Raw genomic sequence first — 18,368 nt, forward strand, 5'->3', positions numbered from 1 at the left:
GTAAAATAGTAAAATATGACTTTTCCAGGAGGTGGAGCAGTGGATTATTCGGTGATAGGGAGAAAGATAAAGGAGATGAGGAAGGTTGTTGGGCTCACCCAGGGGGATTTGGCTGATGGTATCTGTACCCAGGCTCTTATTAGTAGGATTGAGAAGGGGGATATCTATCCCAGTGCCACGACTTTATATCAAATTTCTCTTAAGCTCGGAGTAGATATTAATTACTTCTTTGAAATTGGGACCACTCCTCGACTGGATTATATTAGAGAAGTTGAGAATCAACTTAGACATTTAAGAAACAACAGAAAGTATAAGGAAATGATCGACCTCATCAAAGCAGAGGAGAAGAACCCCCTCTTCTATAAAGATAATGAGAAACTCCAACTTCTTTACTGGCACAAAGGGATTTATGAGTTTGAAGTGAATCATGACCCACAAGCTTCCTTTGCACTTTTACACAAAGCCTATCATTTGACCGCACATGGAAAGAAGGCGATGACAGAACGGGAAATGCAGATCCTATCAAGCACAGGTGCCATCAACTTAACTTTAAATAAGTATGATGAAGCACTTCAGTATTACTCACAAATCGAAACCTCCATCAAAACCACAGGACCACTGCAGGATAAATCAATCAAAACCAAATTATTTTATAATTTTGCCAGGGTACTGACACGCCTGGGACGGTATGAAGAGTCGACGTCATATTGTCTAAAAGCAATCAAGTGGTGTTTCGAGGAAGAGCTGTTATGGGGATTAGGAGAACTTCACTATCAAATCGGCTACAATTATGAATTGACGGCTGAATATGACAAAGCACGTCCATATATCCAACATGCCCTGAATATGTTCACCCTCAGAAATGAGGTAGATTATATTAAATTTCTTGAGGACAAGCTTGCAAAGTTGGCAGAGAGTGAAGACACTCCTGTTACTATCGAATCAAAATAATTTCCGTTTTGGAGACTGAATCCTCTGCTTATTTTAGTTGTAAAGGTTAAAAGGTGCCAAGGGACCTGTCCCCATGGCACTCCCAATTAAATATTTTCAATTTACAAAAACTTCACTAGATATATTAATCTAGTTAATTTAGAATAGAAGAGGTTGGAAATTATGAATGAGGAGGATTTATTGCATGGTAAAGAAAAGTTTGTTTACGGCATTATCTACTTTACTTGTTTTCGGGGGATTGAGTACGGCAACAGTTGGAAGCGCTTCAGCTGCGGGCACAACGAAAACAGTTACGATTCTACATACGAATGACTCACATTCTAAAGTAGAAGAAGGAACATATGACGGCATGGGATTCGCGAAAATGGCCACTCTCATGAAGCAGTATGAAAGTAACAATCCTAATACACTGATCCTGGATGCAGGGGATACATTCCACGGTACACCATTTGCAACTCTATCAAAGGGAGAAAGTGTTGCAGAACTATTTAACGCATTAGGTTACGATGCCATGGCAGCCGGGAACCATGATTTTAATTATGGCTATAATAGACTGTTGGAACTAACAAAAATGGTTGATTTTCCTGTCCTATCTGCCAACGTTCGTTATGAATCGGACAATAGTCTTCTATTACAACCTTATGAAATTCAAGAAGTAGATGGTTTGAAGATTGGTATCTTTGGCCTATCCACTCCTGAAACAACATACAAAACAAATCCTAAAAACGTTGAAGGCTTAAAATTCACTGATCCGGTAGAAGAAGCAAAAGCAATGGTTGCCCTTCTAAAATCCAAAGATGTGGATGCCATCATTGCCCTTACACACTTAGGTACGGATGCTTCAAGTACCGAGACGTCCATTAAGGTAGCCAAAGGTGCTCCTGGCATCGACTTGATCGTGGATGGCCACAGCCACACGACTGATATGGATACGTACGGTGTAGATACGTTAATCGTAAGTGCTGGTGAATATACAAAGAACCTTGGTGTCGTTAATTTGACATTCGAAGGGGACGAGCTGGTCAAGAAAGAAGCTGATCTTTACACAAAAGAAGAAGCTACTGCTGCAGGCGTAAAAGCGGACCCTGAAATTGAAAAATTAATCGAAGAAAAAATGAACGATGAAATTTTCACCGAAGTAATCGGTACAACCAGCGTAAAACTGGATGGTGAGCGCGAGCAAGTACGTGCAGGGGAAACCAATCTTGGTAACCTGATCACAGATTCCATGGTTGCTGCAACTGGTGCAGATGCTGCCATCACAAACGGCGGAGGAATCCGTGCTTCGATCGATGCAGGTGAAATCACAAAAGGTGAAGTAGCAGAAGTTCTTCCTTTTGGTAACTATGTGGTAACAAAGAAATTAACCGGTGCTACAATCAAGGCTGCCCTTGAGCATGGTACAAGCGATTTCCCTGAAGTAAAGGGTGCCTTCCCTCATGTATCAGGGATGACATTTGAACTGGATTTATTTGCTGATAAAGGCGAACGCGTTAAAAATATCAAGATCAAAGGCGAGCCTATCGACTTAGATAAGGAATATCTGATCGCAACGAATGACTTCATGGCGGTTGGCGGAGACGATTACACAATGTTAAAAGATGCTAAATTGGTTAACGAATTTTCCGCACTGGATGAAATCACGATCAATTACATCAAAGAACATTCTCCAGTAACAGCTAAAGTGGAAAACCGTTTTGACCTGTATGTACCGTTTACAGATCTGAATTGGGAAAGAGATTATGTAATCGACTTATACTATCAAGGAATTGTAAATGGAGTGACAGATACGAAATTCGCTCCAAAACAGACTCTTACACGTTCTCAATTCGCTTCATTGATCGTTCGTTCACTCGAGCTTGAAGCAACAGAAGACACACCATTTACAGACGTTGACAAACTACGAGAAGATATCCAGGCAGAAGTGGCAGCAGCCTATGAAGCCGGAATCATCCAAGGTAAAACAGACACAACATTCGAGCCAAATACACCAGTCAAACGCTATGAAATGACATTAATGTTAAAGCGTGCTTATGATTACTTAACTGGTGAAGACTACGTCCTGGAATCTGATTCTCCATTCACTGACCTGTCCATGCTTCCTGAAGAAGGTCAATTCTCAGTGAATATGGCTTACGAATTAGGCCTAGTAGTCGGCTACGACGACAAATTCAAACCTGCAAACTCCGCTACACGTGCAGAAGCAGCCAAAGTAATTTCACTATTCTTATCAACACTTTCTGAAGAATAGAATCTGCGGAGCCAAGGTGAGCCAAGGTGAGCCAAGGGGACAGGTCCCTTGGCTCCTTTTTAACAAACAAATTTAAAGGTCCGTCCCTCAGTGCGTTAACGCACTGAGGGACGGACTTTTTTATAAGAGAATTATAGAAAATATATCTAAAATAGTAGATTTATGCTAGCTTTAATTGAGCTATTATTTTTAATGGAGGAGATCTCATGAAGAAAATTGTCACTATATTGATGTTATCGTTCATCTTGTCACTTACCCTATCCCCCATTGGATTAGCCAAAGGCAATGAAGTGAACGTCATGATCAATGGAGAGAAACAAAGCTACGGACAACAGTCACCAATCATCATGGATGGGCATACTCTTGTTCCAGTAAGAGAGACCTTTACAGCGTTAGGCGCAACGATCGCGGCCGGAAAACCATATACAAGCATGGGCGTAATAAAAGGAAGAACATCCATCTGGTTGAAAATCGGTTCCAAACAAATAAAGGTAAACGGTCAACCAATGACTCTCGACACGCCAGCTGTCATTGTAAATGGAAGGACAATGGTTCCTATACGTTTTATTGCTGAAGCATTCCAGGCCGATGTACGTTGGAATGCCCAAGAAAAAACGGCGCAAATCAATAATTTTTCAATTGACTCGTCCTCTTTTGTTTTGTCTAGGGCCGCTTTACTAAAACACGCAAAAGAAACAAAACCCTCTTATGCAAACATCGATACTTCCTATGATATTGTAGATTTTGATGTAGTATTTAATGAGCAGAGCAATCAATCTGTTTATATTTCCGTTAACGAATGGAGCCAGTCATCTGACTTTGCAATTAAAGGAACACAGACCAAAGATATGAAAGATTATATGAAATCTGTCTTAACACTCTATTTCCCCTATTCAGCAGACAAGATAGCGGATGCTGCGATTTCCGGTGACCTCAAGCAACAAAATGTAGATGGACTGAATATATCGACTAGACGGGATGAAGACCGTGTGGTGATAAAAATCTGGGAAAACTAAAGTGCCGAGTTTTAGATAGTATCAGAATGTGAATGGTAAACCTTTCCCTAAAGCTAAAGGTCCGTCCCTCAGCGTTTTAAAGAGCACCGAGGGACGGACCTTTGTGATTATGATTGAGCCAAGGGACCTGTCCCCGTGGCTCTCCAGACTCTCCTAATAGATTCTACATTTTGCTCCAGCTGTGTTTTGATTCCCTCCTCCGCATCACTCTTTTCTAAATGCTTCGAGAAGTCATCTAAGTGCTTCAGAGCTTGTTCCGTATGGCCTTTTTCATATTGGTGCTGTGCCTGCTTTAAGCTGTTCACAAGCTGTTTTGCTGTGGCATGACTAAGGTCTCCATTCTCTTCCATGCCTTGTATTTGTGTGGTTAGTGAGTCGGTTGAAACATGGACAGTTACTTCCAGAGAATCGGATTCCACGGTTTCACCATTGTAGGTGACCGTTGCCTTTAATTCTGCAGTACCAGCATTCAGGGCAGTGACTGCTCCGTTTTCTACCTCTAGCACATCAGGCTTAGTATTCTCCCATGTCACTTCGGCACCCGCCAAATCAACTTCTTTCCCATTAGCTAGAGTTACGGCCAACTCCAGGTCCATCGTATCTCCTTGAAGAAGAGTATCTTTCTCAGCCGATAGTTTCGCGTTTTTCACAGGAACCGGTAGCTTCATCAAATCTGCACCAACTGCATAATAGATATTTCCTTCCATATCAATATCCATCAAGTTAACGGTGTCACCAATGATCTGTCTGCTCATCATCGTTTCAGGATCGATAACAGTCAGCTTTCTTCCTACCGTCGTATAGAGCATGCCTTGATCATCCCATCTCAGGAAGAATGGACGCCATTGGCTGCCCCGATGAACACCTGTATAGAACTCCTTCTGTTTCACGATTTCTTTTGAAACAGGATCCATGGCGAATATGACACTATTTGCAGTGCCCTCATCATTCACGCCATACGCCGCTCCCCAGAGATTTCCGTCAGGCCCAATAGACAGTTCCCCGATCATTTCAGGCGTCTTAATCCCTTCTAACTCTAAATCAAATACTTGATAGTCTCCTGTACTTGCTTCATACTCAAACATTTTCGCTTCTTTTTCAGTCGGATCGATGCCGAGTCCACCTGCAGTGGTAGAGCCTCCATATAACATTCCATCCTTGTAAGCGAGTCCGATGATACTCTGATTTTCAATGATATTTCGGATCGTGTTCCACTCACCCGTTTTTTCATCAAAAATCGTCAGGGCACCGCCGAGCTTCCCATAGTCGGAGATCGTTCCGGTGAATAGCTTGTTGTCACCGGATTCAAAGGTGAACGGCCTGCTTTGGTCATCCCCGATGTCATATACCATTTCCGGATTATCCCCGCTTCCACCATCTTCAAATGTAAAAGGCAGTTCAGGATCATACTTGTAAATTTGTGCGCCACCGTATATTCCCATAAAGACATTCCCATTCATGAACCCGATTCCTTCGATTTGATGAGGGTTCCTTTCACGTAAGAGATACGATTCAGTGGACGTATCGTAAACTCCGAATGACCCTTGATATCCACCCATATACACTTTCTCATCGGGGCCTATTTCCAGACTTTGAATGGAAAGGCCCTGCTTCTCAACCTCTGGATAGAGAACCTTTCCTTCCTCCGTCTTCGGATTATAGGTAGAATATTCGATCTGGTGGTGAAGAATCGACAGAACCTGTTCCCCCTCCTCATTTGTCGTCCATTCATAAGCCTTAACCGGTGAAGCTGGCAACGTCACCTTTGGTTCCACTGGCTGTGTTTGGTCTGTATCCATATCATACGTCCATAACTCATTCGTTCTTTTATCCTTGAAATAGATCAAGCTTGCGTCGTTTGGAGAAGGAGGTGAAATCAAGCCGTCAAATGCATGTTCATCCTCCCAGCTCATTTCATGGACGACTTCTTCCGATTCCACATCCAGCACAAGCATGGAGGTTCCGTACGCCACAAATAACCTGTCTCCATACTCCCATACATTTGAAACAGACGTGCTGGTACCGGAAATCGGCAATTGAATTTCTTCTCTTTCGCTCGTTTCCCGATTCATTTTCATCAAGTAAGCCGTTGTACCGATTCCCACATAAAGAGTTTCATCGGTCACTCCGAGTCCCCTTGCATAATTCTGTTCTTCGTGAAACCTTCCAAGGTCCGTTAGAGTATCGTTTTCGATATCGTACTCAAAAACTTTTGCATTTGGATACGTCGCACCATAGATCTTTCCGTCCTCTGTTGCATCAAGCTGCCAGATCCAATTGTCAGAAGGGCTTTTTCCCACCTCCTCTAAGCGATGTTCATCCACTACGTATCGATACAATATGCCGTTGTATGTACCTGCGAAGTACACATTTCCATCCGAACCAATCGTCATTCCCCATACAACATCACTACCCGGGAGGGACTGCGAGAAGATTTTTTCACCTGTGATGGCATCATTGGCATAGAAGGTGGCAGGTGATCCGTTCGTTGCATAGTAAATTTCTCCGTCACCGATCGCCGCCCCCTGTGTTTTTGCCGCTAAAGCTGCCGGGCCCAGATTGATGGGGTCCCCGTATGCAAATGGCAGTTCCAGCTGCTCATTCGACTTCTCATAAACCTTGATATCATCGTAGTATCCTTTCGTGATGGCGGTACTTGATTGATAAATAAAGACCTTCATACTGACGGCATCAGCAGGGGCATTCGCTTCAATCGTTACCTTCTGCCATTCATTAACGGTCAGCCCGTCAAAATATTTAGGGTCGTTCCCAATGTTTTTCCCTTCCGAGTTATACCACCGGAGCCAGATCCCCGGATTTCCTTTCGTAAGCTCTTCTACAAAAAGTTGGGCGGTCATTTTGTAATGGTTACCCTCTGTCACATCCACTGCTTGGCTAAAAAGCCCTGTCACTCCTGAATTGTTGATACGAAGACTTTGATTGCCTTCATACGCCTTGTCTCCTGTGACCATCATTCCCGATTTGAAGCCCCCGCTCCAATAACTCCATGATGGTATGGCTGTTTCCGTTTCCTGCACTGCTTCAAAATCACCATTTTCCACCGTAAGCTCCGACCATTCTGCTTCTGCGGAAACAGAATTTTGAAACATTGAGTAAGGAAGTAATGAAACGAACAGTATGAAAATAAGTAGTACTGACAAAACGCGCAAGAATGATTTCCCCATTACGATTCTCCCTTCATATTTAGAAAGTCCGTGACCAAATGTCCCCCCCCTTATAATGGAATGTATCATCATCACTGACTTCCCTTCCTTTCAGTAGATCTCCTTCGTCCTCTCATTTCTACTCTATTAAAAGACACGGAATAGTAAGAAAGGACTATAAAAAATAATAGAATCCCTGAGAAATTGTTGTATTGAAAGGATGTTCACTTTCACCTTGTTCGGAGCCAAGGGACCTGTCCCCGTGGCTCACATAGCTCACCATTCAAAAAAGTAGCCGCCACAGACAGATCATTCTCTAAAACGACTAGATCGGCATCGTACCCAGGTTCTATCCTTCCTTTACGTTTATCCTTGCCTATCGCATGTAACGGACCTTCGGAAGCCATGTAAACAGCGTCTTCCAATGGCATCCCGCAGTTCTCAACAGCATACTTTATTCCTTTATCCAACGTAATGGCACTTCCCGCCAATGCACCATTCTTCAACGTCACTTTATCCCCGGATTTCACAAGTTCTTTCCCCCGAAGCACATACTTCCCATTCTCTAAATCGTTATATCCCGTGCAGTCTGATACAAGCATCATTCTTTCCTTCCCCTTTACCTTGTAAAGAAGCTCAATCATCCTCGGATGAACGTGAAGTCCATCCGTAATGATCTCACAGGCGAGTTCATCATAGAGGAGTGCTGCCGCTGCAGTCCCCGGGTTACGGTGATGAACAGGGCTCATGGCATTAAACGTGTGAGTGACCTGACTAAGACCATGCTGGACGGCAGAATCTATTTCTTCTATGCTAGCTTGTGTGTGACCTGCAGAAAGTCGTATTCCTCTATCAGATAGTTCCTTTAAAAGGGATAGGTTCCTGATTTCTTCCGGTGCTAAGGTAATAATTGAAATCAATTCTGAAAATGGAGAAATAATGTCTGTCATATCTTCTTTCGAGAACTTCCTGATATACGCTTTATTTTGTGCCCCAGGAAAAGCCCCGCTGATCCAAGGGCCTTCGATGTGGGCACCTAGCATCCTCGCAGATGCTGAATGCTGTTTCCTAAAATCATGAGCATGTTGAAGAAAATTCAATAGATCAGGAGTCTCACAGGTTCTGGATGTGGCTAGAAACGAGGTCACACCGAAGCCTGGCAACCTTTCTGCGATTTCCCCGAACGCCTCTGCACCGTCCATAAAGTCATACCCACTCAGACCGTGGATGTGAATGTCCACAAATCCTGGACAAATGACTCCATTTACCTGGTGTACATCACCAGCGATAGGCAACTCATCTTCCACTGAAGAGATCCTCCCATTAGATATCCCTATGACTTTATCCGAATACCGTTTTCCGCCTGTGATCATATCGCCTCTTATAAAAAACATTTGTATCCCCCATATCAGAAAAGTGTGCCAAGGGACCTGTCCCTCCGGCACCCCCTGGCTCTATCCTACAGACGCACAGTTTTTCTCTCTTGACTGGACTTATATGCTGCAAGCGCGACTTCCAAAGCCTTTAGACCATCGAATCCGGTGATGGTGGGTTCCCGTTTCTTCTCGATACAGTCGATAAAGTCTTTTATCAGTCCATAATCCATGTCGTTCCCATGAAAAACGTGGCTCAAGGACTTCTGATCATTGGTATAGAGTCTGAAATGTTCTTTGAATGCATCTGCTTTGACGGTCCGGTTGGTTCCGATCACTTCAATGGTGACATCCCCCCACATCGGGTATTCAGAGAACCTCGACCAGCTTGCGTCATGAGAGGCGATCACGCCATTCCCGAACTCCATGGTGAGGATCCCGGCATCGTCAATATCAATGCTATGAAAATAGGAATCTACATACGCATGTACTTCTGTGATTTCTTCTCCTAAGTACCAGCGCATGATGTCCACCATATGGACGGTATGATCCAGGACCGCCCCGCCGCCAGATTGTTCTTCATCGATGAACCAGCCCCCAGGATTCTGTCCGCGGTTCGTTGTCCGGAAAGCGACGATTTCCCCGAGTTCCCCATCATCGATCATTTTCTTTAATTGCAGGATAGGAGCACTGAAACGAACGGGAAAAGCCGTTTGCAAAAGCACACCTTCCTCTTCACAGACCGATATCATTTCCTTCGCATCTTCCACAGTGGTCGCGATCGGTTTTTCACACAGGATATGCTTCTTTGCCTGGGCTGCCTTCAGGGTCATTTCTTTATGACGGTTGTTTTCACTGCAAATAATGACTGCATCGATTTCAGATGCTAATAAGGCGTCTTGATCGCTGAAATAGGCGGTCTTGTACGTGTCGGCCGCTTTTTTTCCTCGTTCTTCATTGTCATCGTAGATTCCCACGATTTCCACATTGGACATTTTCATTAAACTGTCCGCATAACTGTAGGCATGCATATGGGCAAAACTCATCATCCCGATTTTCATCTCCAACCCCCTCCGTTCAGAAGAGTCCGGTATTTATTCAAAGACTGACGTAACTCTTCATCAGCAGAATGAGACCCTGAAAGAATGGCATCTACACTATACGAGAGAGGAAGCGCTGTGTATCCATCCGGTGTAATGGGAGTCATTTCTCCGCTATCAAACTCGATAATCCGCTTGATCCCGCTCCACTCAAGCTCGATTCCCTCACCCTCACTGGCAAACGTATACTCCAAATGCGCCATCGTCCCCCCGCCAAAATCTACAGTCAAAATCACGTGGGAGGGACGGACTTCCCGCTTGGTCCTCTTCACCATCGCTTCCGCAGGTTCACCTAATAAAGCAGAAAGCACGTATACATCACCGGTTATGATCGACTCGTCCTCTTCTTCAAGCATCTTCCTTCTCATCCGGAGGACGCCCTGCGGTTTTTCAGCCGAAAGCATCGCTTCTTTGATACTCTGAAAGAAAGGATAAAGTTCAAGATCAAAGTATACAGATACATTGCTCATCCCTTTAACGTCATCGAGTAATCCAGGTTGGATGAATAGGTGGATATCCTCCCCTTTTAAATTCCCCTTATCGAATTCCTGTGGAGAGAGGAACACCGTCTCATGTTCTGCCAGTTGATTCTGAAATGCCTTCACATATGCCGTTTCTGTCCTCAATTCATCTATTTTATCCACTCTTCCAATCACGACATTCCCCATAAGAACCTCCTATTTCAATAACGTTTTCAAGCGATTGACAGCTTCTTCATTCGCTGCTTCCGCATCATCGAAACCCTCATATTCAATGGATAGCCAGCCTTGATAATTTTCTATTTTTAACCCTTCTACAATATAAGGCAAATCGACCTTTCCATCTCCAGGCACGGTTCCGATCAACTCGACGCCCCGCGTGGAACGGAACCCCTTCAACTCTTCTCCCGGCTTCTTTTCCCTGAAGTCCTTGAAATGAACATGAACGACGTCCTGTTTCAATCTGTCGAAAGCTTCCTGCGGCTCTTCATGGACTAACAGGAAGTTCCCAGTATCAAATGTGGAACGCACATATGGACTGTTTACTTTTTCGATGATTTCTTTGACCTGTTCGCTTTTCCCCGCCAATAGTCCGTGGTTTTCGATGGCAAGATATATGTTCTCTTCTTCCGCTCTATTTGCACACTTTTTCAGCCCTTCAACAATCCACTTCTGTCCGTCTTCATATGTCAATTCACCGTGAAGGTCTCCGCAGAAGACCCTGACAATATTCGTCTCCAGCTTTTTCGCCACCTCAATCCCTTCCAGGATCTTCGCTACTTCCACAGCACGCTTTTCTTCTGTTTCTTTCACAAAATTATTGCTCACATCATAGGCAGACACCCGTAAGCCGTTCTGTTTGACGGCTTGAAGCACCTGTTCGATTTCCTCGCTCTTAGCCTGACCGCTTTTCCAGTAAAAATCGAGAAGCTCCACCCCATCCAGGGAAATCCGTTTAGCATATTGGATAAAATCAAGGATGGACCAGTTTTCTTTTTTAATGGTAGAGGCCAGACTGTACATGCTTACACTTATGTTCATAATACTCCTCCTCACTCCTCATCACCTCCAGCTAAAATCGCCACTCCAGTTCAAATCCATCCTCCTGCAATACCTGCTGGAAGTGCTTTAATAACCGCCGATCTTCCCGGACTTCTTTCGGCTTCGTTTGGTGTTTCAAACAGTAGGCCACAAGTGCACCACAGGCTTCCCCGATATTCCACTCGACGGGGTGCAGCCGGTAACAGCCATTTGTAATATGAGTACTGCCGATATTTTTACAGCCGGCGAGAAGATTATCAGCATCTTTGGGAATGAGGGCACCAAGGGGAATATAAAAGGGGAGAGCTTTGATATCCAGATACGTTTTTCCTGCCATACTCGGGTGGAGATCAATGCTGTAAGATCCGACTCCAACTCTGTCTTCGTAACGCTTACCCGTCTTCCCTTCATTGAAATCCGGTGATACATCCTGCTCCACAATCGTATATTCCGCTTTGATCCTCCTGGATTCCCTGATATAAGCTGCTTTCGCCAGCCCATCCTCTGTCTCAAAAAGGTCTTTTCTCAGCATCAATCCAGGATACCCTTTTCCTCCATCTGGCCGCGGTGCTTCAGTCTGGAGCCAGTACAGGAGGGAAAGGCTGAGCTGTTTCCCCTGATACAGATTCTTTTTCTTGTCTTCTTCGGATACATCGTAAATATTCCCTAAAAAGTAGTCGTTCTGCGGCCAGTTCATCAGCGTGACATCACCGGCATGATAGGGCGTATCGAATTGACTTCGGTCAAAAATCCTCCGGTATTCCCATAACGGAAACCCCTCTCCTCCTTTGAACAGGGTATAGGTCCGTTTTTCCTTTGTGACCGGATGAGGCGCATGAAAGCTCAACAATTTGTCCGGCCAGATGTCAGGGTGAAAGGTTCGCCAAAAGGAATACATATCAGGTTCAGGGATAGTATGATCTTCGCCTGCCCGGTACTCCATTCCCAGTACATAAGTGAAAGCCTGAATATCAGAAGGATCAGCTGTCTCCAATGCATGGGGTTCACCGGTTTCCGATTTAGCTTCTGCACCTGTCACGTATGCCATGCCTGCAAGGGGCAGCAGATCTCCCGCTTCTGTCGCATCGATATAAAATGGGGCCTCAATCTCTTCTTTTACTCCTGTCTCTTCATTCGTTAAGGTGATCTTGTGAACCCGACTACCTTCTTTTTGAACGCTATAGACCTTTGTATGGCGTAAGATGACCAACTGCCCTGTCAGCTCGTAGGATAAAAGCATGTCATTTAGAACATGGAGGGTAACCCGGGGGTCGTGACAGATGTTGCTGACGAGACCGTTCCCCGGATTCAGGAACTCCCCATTTTCTTTTATCTGCATCGTGTTCAAGTAGGTCGCTCTCACCTTCTCACGGTAATCCCTGTACCTCTTCGTGCATCCAAACTTTTCAATCCAGCGATGTTCGTCCGGCGGAACGCCTTGAGAGGTGACCTGGCCCCCGATCCAATCCGTCTCTTCTGTCATGATGACCTTTATTCCCTTCGAACAGGCCGCCATGGCCGCTGCACATCCCCCGAGACCACCTCCGGCTATCAACAGATCTGCTTTCATTTACACCATCACTTCCTTGCCGGTTCTTGCCGATTCATAAATCCCATTGAGCATTTTCATGACTTGGACCCCGTCTGAAACAGGAGCGATGGATTCTTTTCCTTGTATACAGCAGGAGACAAAGTGATTGATCTCATTATAAAAAGCTTTTTCGAAATCAAACTTCAGATTATCGATTTGTGGGGTCATATTAAGGATCGTGTCATGCTTCTCCCCTACAATGGATAATTCCGGTTCGATTTCGGCGCCCCCCTTGTCACCGAACAGCTTTACGTACAGCTCATCCTCTTTGGCCTGAAGGGTGAAGCTCACATCCACCAATAAAGAAGCCCCATTTTCAAATCGGATGAGGGCATTGGTTAAGTCTTCGACATCATTGAGGGACGGGTCATAATCAGCAGCTTGATAGAAGGATAAGTTTTTTATATGACTCCGGTTCCCTAGCTTGGAGTAGGTGTTGCCGCTGACCGACACGGGACGGGGCTTCCCCATGAAGTACCAGCAAATGTCGATCATATGAACACCCAGATCGATCAGAGGTCCCCCTCCTGACTTGTTTCGGTCACTGAACCAACCCCCGGGATTACCGAGTCGCCGTAGGCAGGACGCTTTCGCATAATAAATCTCACCAAGGTCACCGTGATCAATGAATTTTTTAAGTAATGCTGCATTATCCCCGTGCCTCCGCACAAATCCGACCTGCAGCATCTTCCCTGATTTCTTGACGGCGGCTTCTACCGCTAATGCTTCCTCAACCGTCATACATAACGGCTTTTCCACGAGGACGTGCTTTCCGCTTTCCAGTGCAGAGATGGCAATCTCTGCATGAGAATTATTCCATGTACAGATGCTGATCGCATCGATTTCATCGTTACTCAACAGCTCTCTGTAGTCACTGTACAGCTGGCTGACCCCAAATAAGCGGCCTTTTTCTACCAACCGTTCCGAATTGAGATCACATAACGCCACAAGCTCGGCGTCTTCGTTTGCCAAGTACGGTTTGATATGAAACTCTGATATGGATCCCGTTCCCACTACGCCTACCTTCAACATCGCTCTCTCTCCTTTCTGAAACTCATTCATAACGTATCTCTTTACCCTGTTCGGAAGAATCATAGATTCCCTTTAGTAGTTTCAATACTTCATAACCGTCCTCCCCATCGATCAAGGGCCACGAGCCGTTTTTTACACATTCAATGAAATGTTCGATCTCATCCTTAAATGGTAAATTTTCTTCATAGATAGGGTGTTGTTTGCTCAGCAATCCATCTTCTTCTGTAAAAATAGTGAATGGTGACAAAGCGGCACCACCCCTGTCACCAATTAGTTCAATCTTAATGCCCTCGTCTTCTTCTCCGTTCACCGCCCAGGCAATCTCCAGTGACAGGACAACACCGTTCTTAAACCGGATCCAGGCAGCACCGAAGTCCTCCACATCAAATACGTTCTTCTTATTCAACTGCCTGTTGCTTGATTTCCAGCTCGTTGTATATTTCGTTTCATAGTTTCCTAGACCTGTCATTGTCTTGCCGGTAATGCTCTGAACTTCCGGCATGCCCATCAGCCACCAGGCAAGGTCCAGGACGTGGACACCAATATCCATCATGGCTCCGCCGCCGGCCAATGCCTTGTCTGTAAACCACCCTTTCGGCGTCCCCCTTCGTCTGAACAGCTTTGCTTTTGCATAATAGAGGTTTCCGAAAGCCCCCTTGTCGGCATACGCTTTCAGAATTTGAGCATCCCGGCGAAAACGATGAGTCATACCGACCATGGTCATGACGTTTCGTTCCTTGGCAAATTGCAAGTAAGACTTCACTTCTTCAAGGTCCGTCCCTATCGGCTTTTCCATGAACACATGGATCCCTTTTTCTGCACACTTCCTGGCAATCGGGATATGGGTGCGATTCGGGGTGCAAATCATGACGGCATCGAGTTCGACCTTTTGAAGCATGTCTTCTACCTTTTGAAAATAATGTTCCACCCCATATGTCTTGGAAATAGCTCTCGCCCGGTCTGCATCCACATCTACTACAGCGGTCAATACCGCATGGATAGATGACTTCAGATGAACCACATGGGTGGATTCTGCAATGGAACCAAGTCCGACCAGACCAATCCTTACAGGACCTTTCATAAGATCAACCCCTTACTTTGAGAAATCAATCACCTTCGTTAGTGTAGTGGACTTCTTATTCATTAAGGCTTCGAACGCCTCTGCTACTTCACTGAATTTTACTTCTTCTTTGATGAAAGAGCTGACGTCGATTCGTTTCTCGCTTACGAGGCGGATATATTCTTCAATATTCCTGCCCTCTGTCCAGCGAACAAAGCCATAAGGGTAATCGACCGCCTCGGCTTCATACACCTTGTCATATCTTCCCGGACCACCCGCTCTCGAGATCAACAATTGAGCTTCCTTGCTGAACATCAGGTTCCGGGGGAAGTCCGGTTCAATATCGCCGACAATGACGACCTTCCCTTTGTTGCGTATCCACTGGAGACTCTGACCGGTCAAGGGTGAGCGCTTCCCGCCCGCACATAACAGGACAGCATCCGCTCCATTCCCGTCTGTACTTTCAGCGATGGTCTGCTCCATTTCTTCCAGATTGGAAAACGATCTTATATTCGCATGTTCCTTTACCATTGTGGATCGCTCTTCATGAAGGTCGCAAGCAATCACCCGATAGGAGGCGGCATTGGCGATTTGGGCAATCATCTGGCCTAAGAGCCCCAACCCGACGATCACGATGGTTTCTCCAAATTGCAGATCGGCAATCCGAAGGGCGTGAATGGCAATCGCCCCGATCCCGGCAAGGGCCGCTTCTTTCGCCTCTACGTTCTGAGGAACCTTCGCACATAATGTCTTCGGGACCTGCAGATATTCCGCGTGCTGTACATAAGGGGCACCGTAAACCGCTACATGGTCTCCTTTTTCCACACCCGTTACACCAGTTCCCACTTCTTCCACCACTCCCATAGCACTGTATCCCAATGTGATGGGTGTGTCTGTACTGTTTTCAACGATGGTTAACTCCGTCCCTGGCGAAATGGTCGAGTACAGGGTTTTAACCAACAGGAATTGTGGCTTGATCTGTGGTGTGTCGTCCTGCACGACTTCCACTCTATTATTCCGAGCTATGATTTTTCTCATATTCTGTCTACTCCCTCTGTCCCGATTCTCTCCCGTGCCAACCATTTGCTTAAGTTCTCTTTCACAAAGTCATCATCATGCAAATGGGGATACGCGTCGTACACGCGGTGGATTTCTTCCATTTGATTCGGACTCAGTTCTTCCTTATCAGAAAGACACCATCGTCCCTTCATCAGACCCTGTCCCGCCAGGACCTGATTGATTCCTGCGATGCTTCCCTTAAACCCATTCCTCGCATCAAAGAAGGCGCCGTTGGCATCGGTGATCTCCTGTGCGAGGGTCAACATCCTTTGCGGAATGGCATCTTGAAGCTGCCAGTGTTTGATTTCTTTAAATAACTCCACTGCCCGTTTTGTCCAGACCGACCAATGCCCGAGGAGACCTCCGACGATTTTCTTCTCCTTCTCCCCGTCACCAATCTTGAACCGATAGGTCGTCAACAGGTCATTCACGATATTATCGTCGTTTCCAGTGTAGAGGGCGATCTCATCCCTTCTTTTTGAATGACAGACGGCCCTTACCACTTCTGACGTCAGATAACGGTCGAACGGTGCGAGTTTGACGGCATATACGTTGGGAAGCTCTGCAAATGCCCTCCAGAATTCATAGGAAAGCACCCTTCCCCCAACGGCAGGCTGGAGATAGAATCCGAATACAGGGATGATTTCCGACACCCTCCTCGTCCGCTCTAATAACTCTTCTTCTGAATGGGAATCAAGCCCCCCCATACTCAAAAGCCCTAAATCGTAGCCGATATCCTTACTGAATTTCGCTTCCTTTACGGCCTGATCTACCGGACCGCATATCCCGGCTACTTTAATAAAGGAATCGGGCACCCCCGCATTCTCCATCTCTTCCATTGCAAGCTTCAATACCCTTTCGTACAAACCAAACCGGGGATCCCGGATTTCGAACTGTGTAGTATGTACACCGACCGCAAGGCCTCCTACACCTGAATCGATATAATACCTGGTGAGGGCTCGCTGACTCACTTCATCCAGTTCTTTGTTCGTTGATAAGGCCAATGGATGCGCCGGGATGAAGGCCCCTTCATGCAACGCTTTGTTGACCGGTGATGTTAACATTTAGAACGCCCCCTCTCGCTGTTGAAAATGCGTCGGTTTATTGTAGGTAAATCCATCACGCTCAACCCACCCTGCCGTCCAATCGATCATCTGCTGCATCGTGACCTTCGGATATCCGAACAACTTATGAGCCTGGGATGCATCGTTTAACAATGCGGTGGATTGCTCGGAATTCACATAAGACACCTGCTTATTGAATCGCTTCGCAAATTCCTTCGCGAGCCAGCGGACAGAAATGGTTTCAGGCCCCGTCACATTCAGGATTTTCGGCGGTGAATTCGTCAGCAGGAGGGACCTGATGGCATATTCATTGGCATCCCCCTGCCAAATCACGTTTACATTTCCCATGGTCAGATCCACCGGCTGGTCATTGTAGACCTGCCTCGCCACTTCCAGAAGGACACCGTAACGAAGATCAATCGCGTAGTTCAGTCTGAACATCAGCATCGGAGTATGATTCTTATGGGAGAAGTATGTGAGAACGCGCTCCCTTCCAAGACACGATTGGGCATACTCCCCGATCGGATTGACCGGATTGGATTCAGAACAATGATTGCTGACGACCTCGGTCAGGGGATAGACATTCCCTGTAGAAAAGGCCACGATCCTTGAATGTGGAAACTTCTCTGCCAGCCTTCCTGGCAGATAAGCGTTCATTGCCCAGGTGAAGTGTTCATTGCCTGTTGTCCCGAATTTATTCCCTGCCATATAGATAATATTTTTCACTTCCGGCAGCGTCTTCAGGTCTTCATCCTTCAATAAATCCACGGAGATCGTATGAATCCCGAATGCATTCAGCTCATTCCGAAGATCTGGTGAAGAAAACCTTGAAACTCCGTACACCTTTTTATTCAAACCAGCCTCATCAATCGCCCGTTTAGTCAACTTTGCCAATGTAGGTCCCATCTTGCCCCCCACACCGAGGATCATGATATCGCCTTCCAGTGTTGCAAGATCGTTCATCAAGTCCTGTGAAGGTTCTGTCATGAAATCCTCTAATTCCTTGATTGTTTTCATCAAACCACTCTCCTAAACTACTAGATTGAACTTTCAGAAAATACTTATCAACATCTTATGAATCTGATTATTAAAAGACAAGTCTTTAATTGGTCTTTAAAGAGTAGGTGTTGCGGACAATCTACACTATTGATTTTTGACAATTCAGATAATTATCAGTATGATATGGA

Annotated in this window: 14 protein-coding genes; 3 read left to right on the forward strand and 11 right to left on the reverse strand. The window is 45.6% G+C overall.

Annotation, left to right across the window (positions count from 1 at the left end; translation table 11 throughout):
• Positions 1–39: 39 nt before the first annotated feature.
• The 3 genes from ACIGG7_RS17370 (at position 40) to ACIGG7_RS17380 (ending at position 4,218) form a co-directional block, all read left to right on the forward strand.
• A complete protein-coding gene (locus ACIGG7_RS17370; protein WP_397550426.1) occupies positions 40–951 on the forward strand; it encodes a helix-turn-helix domain-containing protein in 912 nt (303 codons plus the stop codon).
• 184 nt (positions 952–1,135) lie between these two features.
• Positions 1,136–3,202, forward strand: coding sequence for a 5'-nucleotidase C-terminal domain-containing protein (locus tag ACIGG7_RS17375; protein ID WP_397550427.1), 2,067 nt, complete (start codon positions 1,136–1,138; stop codon positions 3,200–3,202).
• Positions 3,203–3,408: 206 nt separating this feature from the next.
• Complete coding sequence (locus ACIGG7_RS17380; RefSeq protein WP_397550428.1) at positions 3,409–4,218, forward strand: copper amine oxidase N-terminal domain-containing protein; 810 nt, start codon at positions 3,409–3,411, stop codon at positions 4,216–4,218.
• A gap of 107 nt (positions 4,219–4,325) precedes the next feature.
• On the opposite strand, the gene ACIGG7_RS17385 is transcribed toward ACIGG7_RS17380, so the two are convergent.
• The 11 genes from ACIGG7_RS17385 to ACIGG7_RS17435 all read right to left on the reverse strand — a co-directional run bounded on the left by ACIGG7_RS17385 (position 4,326) and on the right by ACIGG7_RS17435 (position 18,198).
• The gene (locus ACIGG7_RS17385; RefSeq protein WP_397550429.1) at positions 4,326–7,403 is read right to left on the reverse strand and encodes an FIMAH domain-containing protein; all 3,078 of its coding nucleotides are present in this window, start codon (positions 7,401–7,403) and stop codon (positions 4,326–4,328) included.
• 209 nt (positions 7,404–7,612) lie between these two features.
• Positions 7,613–8,776 carry an N-acetylglucosamine-6-phosphate deacetylase gene (gene nagA / locus ACIGG7_RS17390; protein WP_397550430.1) on the reverse strand — a complete coding sequence of 388 codons (1,164 nt, stop codon included), beginning with the start codon at positions 8,774–8,776 and terminating at the stop codon, positions 7,613–7,615.
• 65 nt (positions 8,777–8,841) lie between these two features.
• Positions 8,842–9,816, reverse strand: a complete 975-nt coding sequence (locus ACIGG7_RS17395; protein ID WP_397550431.1) for a Gfo/Idh/MocA family protein — start codon at positions 9,814–9,816, stop codon at positions 8,842–8,844.
• Entirely contained in the window at positions 9,813–10,523 is a 711-nt protein-coding gene (locus ACIGG7_RS17400; protein ID WP_397550432.1) for a hypothetical protein, read from the reverse strand. Before ACIGG7_RS17400 ends, ACIGG7_RS17395 begins: the two co-directional genes overlap by 4 nt.
• A gap of 9 nt (positions 10,524–10,532) precedes the next feature.
• On the reverse strand, positions 10,533–11,375 hold the full coding sequence (locus ACIGG7_RS17405) for a sugar phosphate isomerase/epimerase family protein (protein ID WP_397550433.1): 843 nt from the start codon (positions 11,373–11,375) through the stop codon (positions 10,533–10,535).
• Positions 11,376–11,406: 31 nt separating this feature from the next.
• Complete coding sequence (locus tag ACIGG7_RS17410; RefSeq protein WP_397550434.1) at positions 11,407–12,945, reverse strand: FAD-dependent oxidoreductase; 1,539 nt, start codon at positions 12,943–12,945, stop codon at positions 11,407–11,409.
• The gene (locus ACIGG7_RS17415) at positions 12,946–13,998 is read right to left on the reverse strand and encodes a Gfo/Idh/MocA family protein (RefSeq protein WP_397550435.1); all 1,053 of its coding nucleotides are present in this window, start codon (positions 13,996–13,998) and stop codon (positions 12,946–12,948) included.
• 22 nt (positions 13,999–14,020) lie between these two features.
• Entirely contained in the window at positions 14,021–15,079 is a 1,059-nt protein-coding gene (locus ACIGG7_RS17420; RefSeq protein WP_397550436.1) for a Gfo/Idh/MocA family protein, read from the reverse strand.
• Between the two features lie 12 nt (positions 15,080–15,091).
• The gene (locus ACIGG7_RS17425; protein ID WP_397550437.1) at positions 15,092–16,096 is read right to left on the reverse strand and encodes a zinc-dependent alcohol dehydrogenase; all 1,005 of its coding nucleotides are present in this window, start codon (positions 16,094–16,096) and stop codon (positions 15,092–15,094) included.
• Entirely contained in the window at positions 16,093–17,181 is a 1,089-nt protein-coding gene (locus ACIGG7_RS17430) for a dihydrodipicolinate synthase family protein (RefSeq protein ID WP_397550438.1), read from the reverse strand. Before ACIGG7_RS17430 ends, ACIGG7_RS17425 begins: the two co-directional genes overlap by 4 nt.
• Positions 17,182–18,198, reverse strand: coding sequence for an NAD-dependent epimerase/dehydratase family protein (locus ACIGG7_RS17435; RefSeq protein WP_397550439.1), 1,017 nt, complete (start codon positions 18,196–18,198; stop codon positions 17,182–17,184).
• Positions 18,199–18,368: the final 170 nt, after the last annotated feature.

This window comes from Rossellomorea sp. NPDC077527, assembly GCF_044542955.1.
In the GTDB taxonomy this organism is placed as follows: domain Bacteria; phylum Bacillota; class Bacilli; order Bacillales; family Bacillaceae_B; genus Rossellomorea; species Rossellomorea aquimaris_E.

Bases quoted from the DNA above. Each gene is read 5' to 3' on its own strand.
- ACIGG7_RS17425 (WP_397550437.1), bottom strand. From the start codon at position 16,096: ATGAGAAAAATCATAGCTCGGAATAATAGAGTGGAAGTCGTGCAGGAC.
- ACIGG7_RS17385 (WP_397550429.1), bottom strand. From the start codon at position 7,403: ATGGGGAAATCATTCTTGCGCGTTTTGTCAGTACTACTTATTTTCATA.
- ACIGG7_RS17380 (WP_397550428.1), top strand. From the start codon at position 3,409: ATGAAGAAAATTGTCACTATATTGATGTTATCGTTCATCTTGTCACTT.
- ACIGG7_RS17420 (WP_397550436.1), bottom strand. From the start codon at position 15,079: ATGAAAGGTCCTGTAAGGATTGGTCTGGTCGGACTTGGTTCCATTGCA.
- ACIGG7_RS17415 (WP_397550435.1), bottom strand. From the start codon at position 13,998: ATGTTGAAGGTAGGCGTAGTGGGAACGGGATCCATATCAGAGTTTCAT.
- ACIGG7_RS17410 (WP_397550434.1), bottom strand. From the start codon at position 12,945: ATGAAAGCAGATCTGTTGATAGCCGGAGGTGGTCTCGGGGGATGTGCA.
- nagA (WP_397550430.1), bottom strand. From the start codon at position 8,776: ATGTTTTTTATAAGAGGCGATATGATCACAGGCGGAAAACGGTATTCG.
- ACIGG7_RS17430 (WP_397550438.1), bottom strand. From the start codon at position 17,181: ATGTTAACATCACCGGTCAACAAAGCGTTGCATGAAGGGGCCTTCATC.
- ACIGG7_RS17375 (WP_397550427.1), top strand. From the start codon at position 1,136: ATGGTAAAGAAAAGTTTGTTTACGGCATTATCTACTTTACTTGTTTTC.
- ACIGG7_RS17400 (WP_397550432.1), bottom strand. From the start codon at position 10,523: ATGGGGAATGTCGTGATTGGAAGAGTGGATAAAATAGATGAATTGAGG.
- ACIGG7_RS17395 (WP_397550431.1), bottom strand. From the start codon at position 9,816: ATGAAAATCGGGATGATGAGTTTTGCCCATATGCATGCCTACAGTTAT.
- ACIGG7_RS17405 (WP_397550433.1), bottom strand. From the start codon at position 11,375: ATGAACATAAGTGTAAGCATGTACAGTCTGGCCTCTACCATTAAAAAA.
- ACIGG7_RS17435 (WP_397550439.1), bottom strand. From the start codon at position 18,198: ATGAAAACAATCAAGGAATTAGAGGATTTCATGACAGAACCTTCACAG.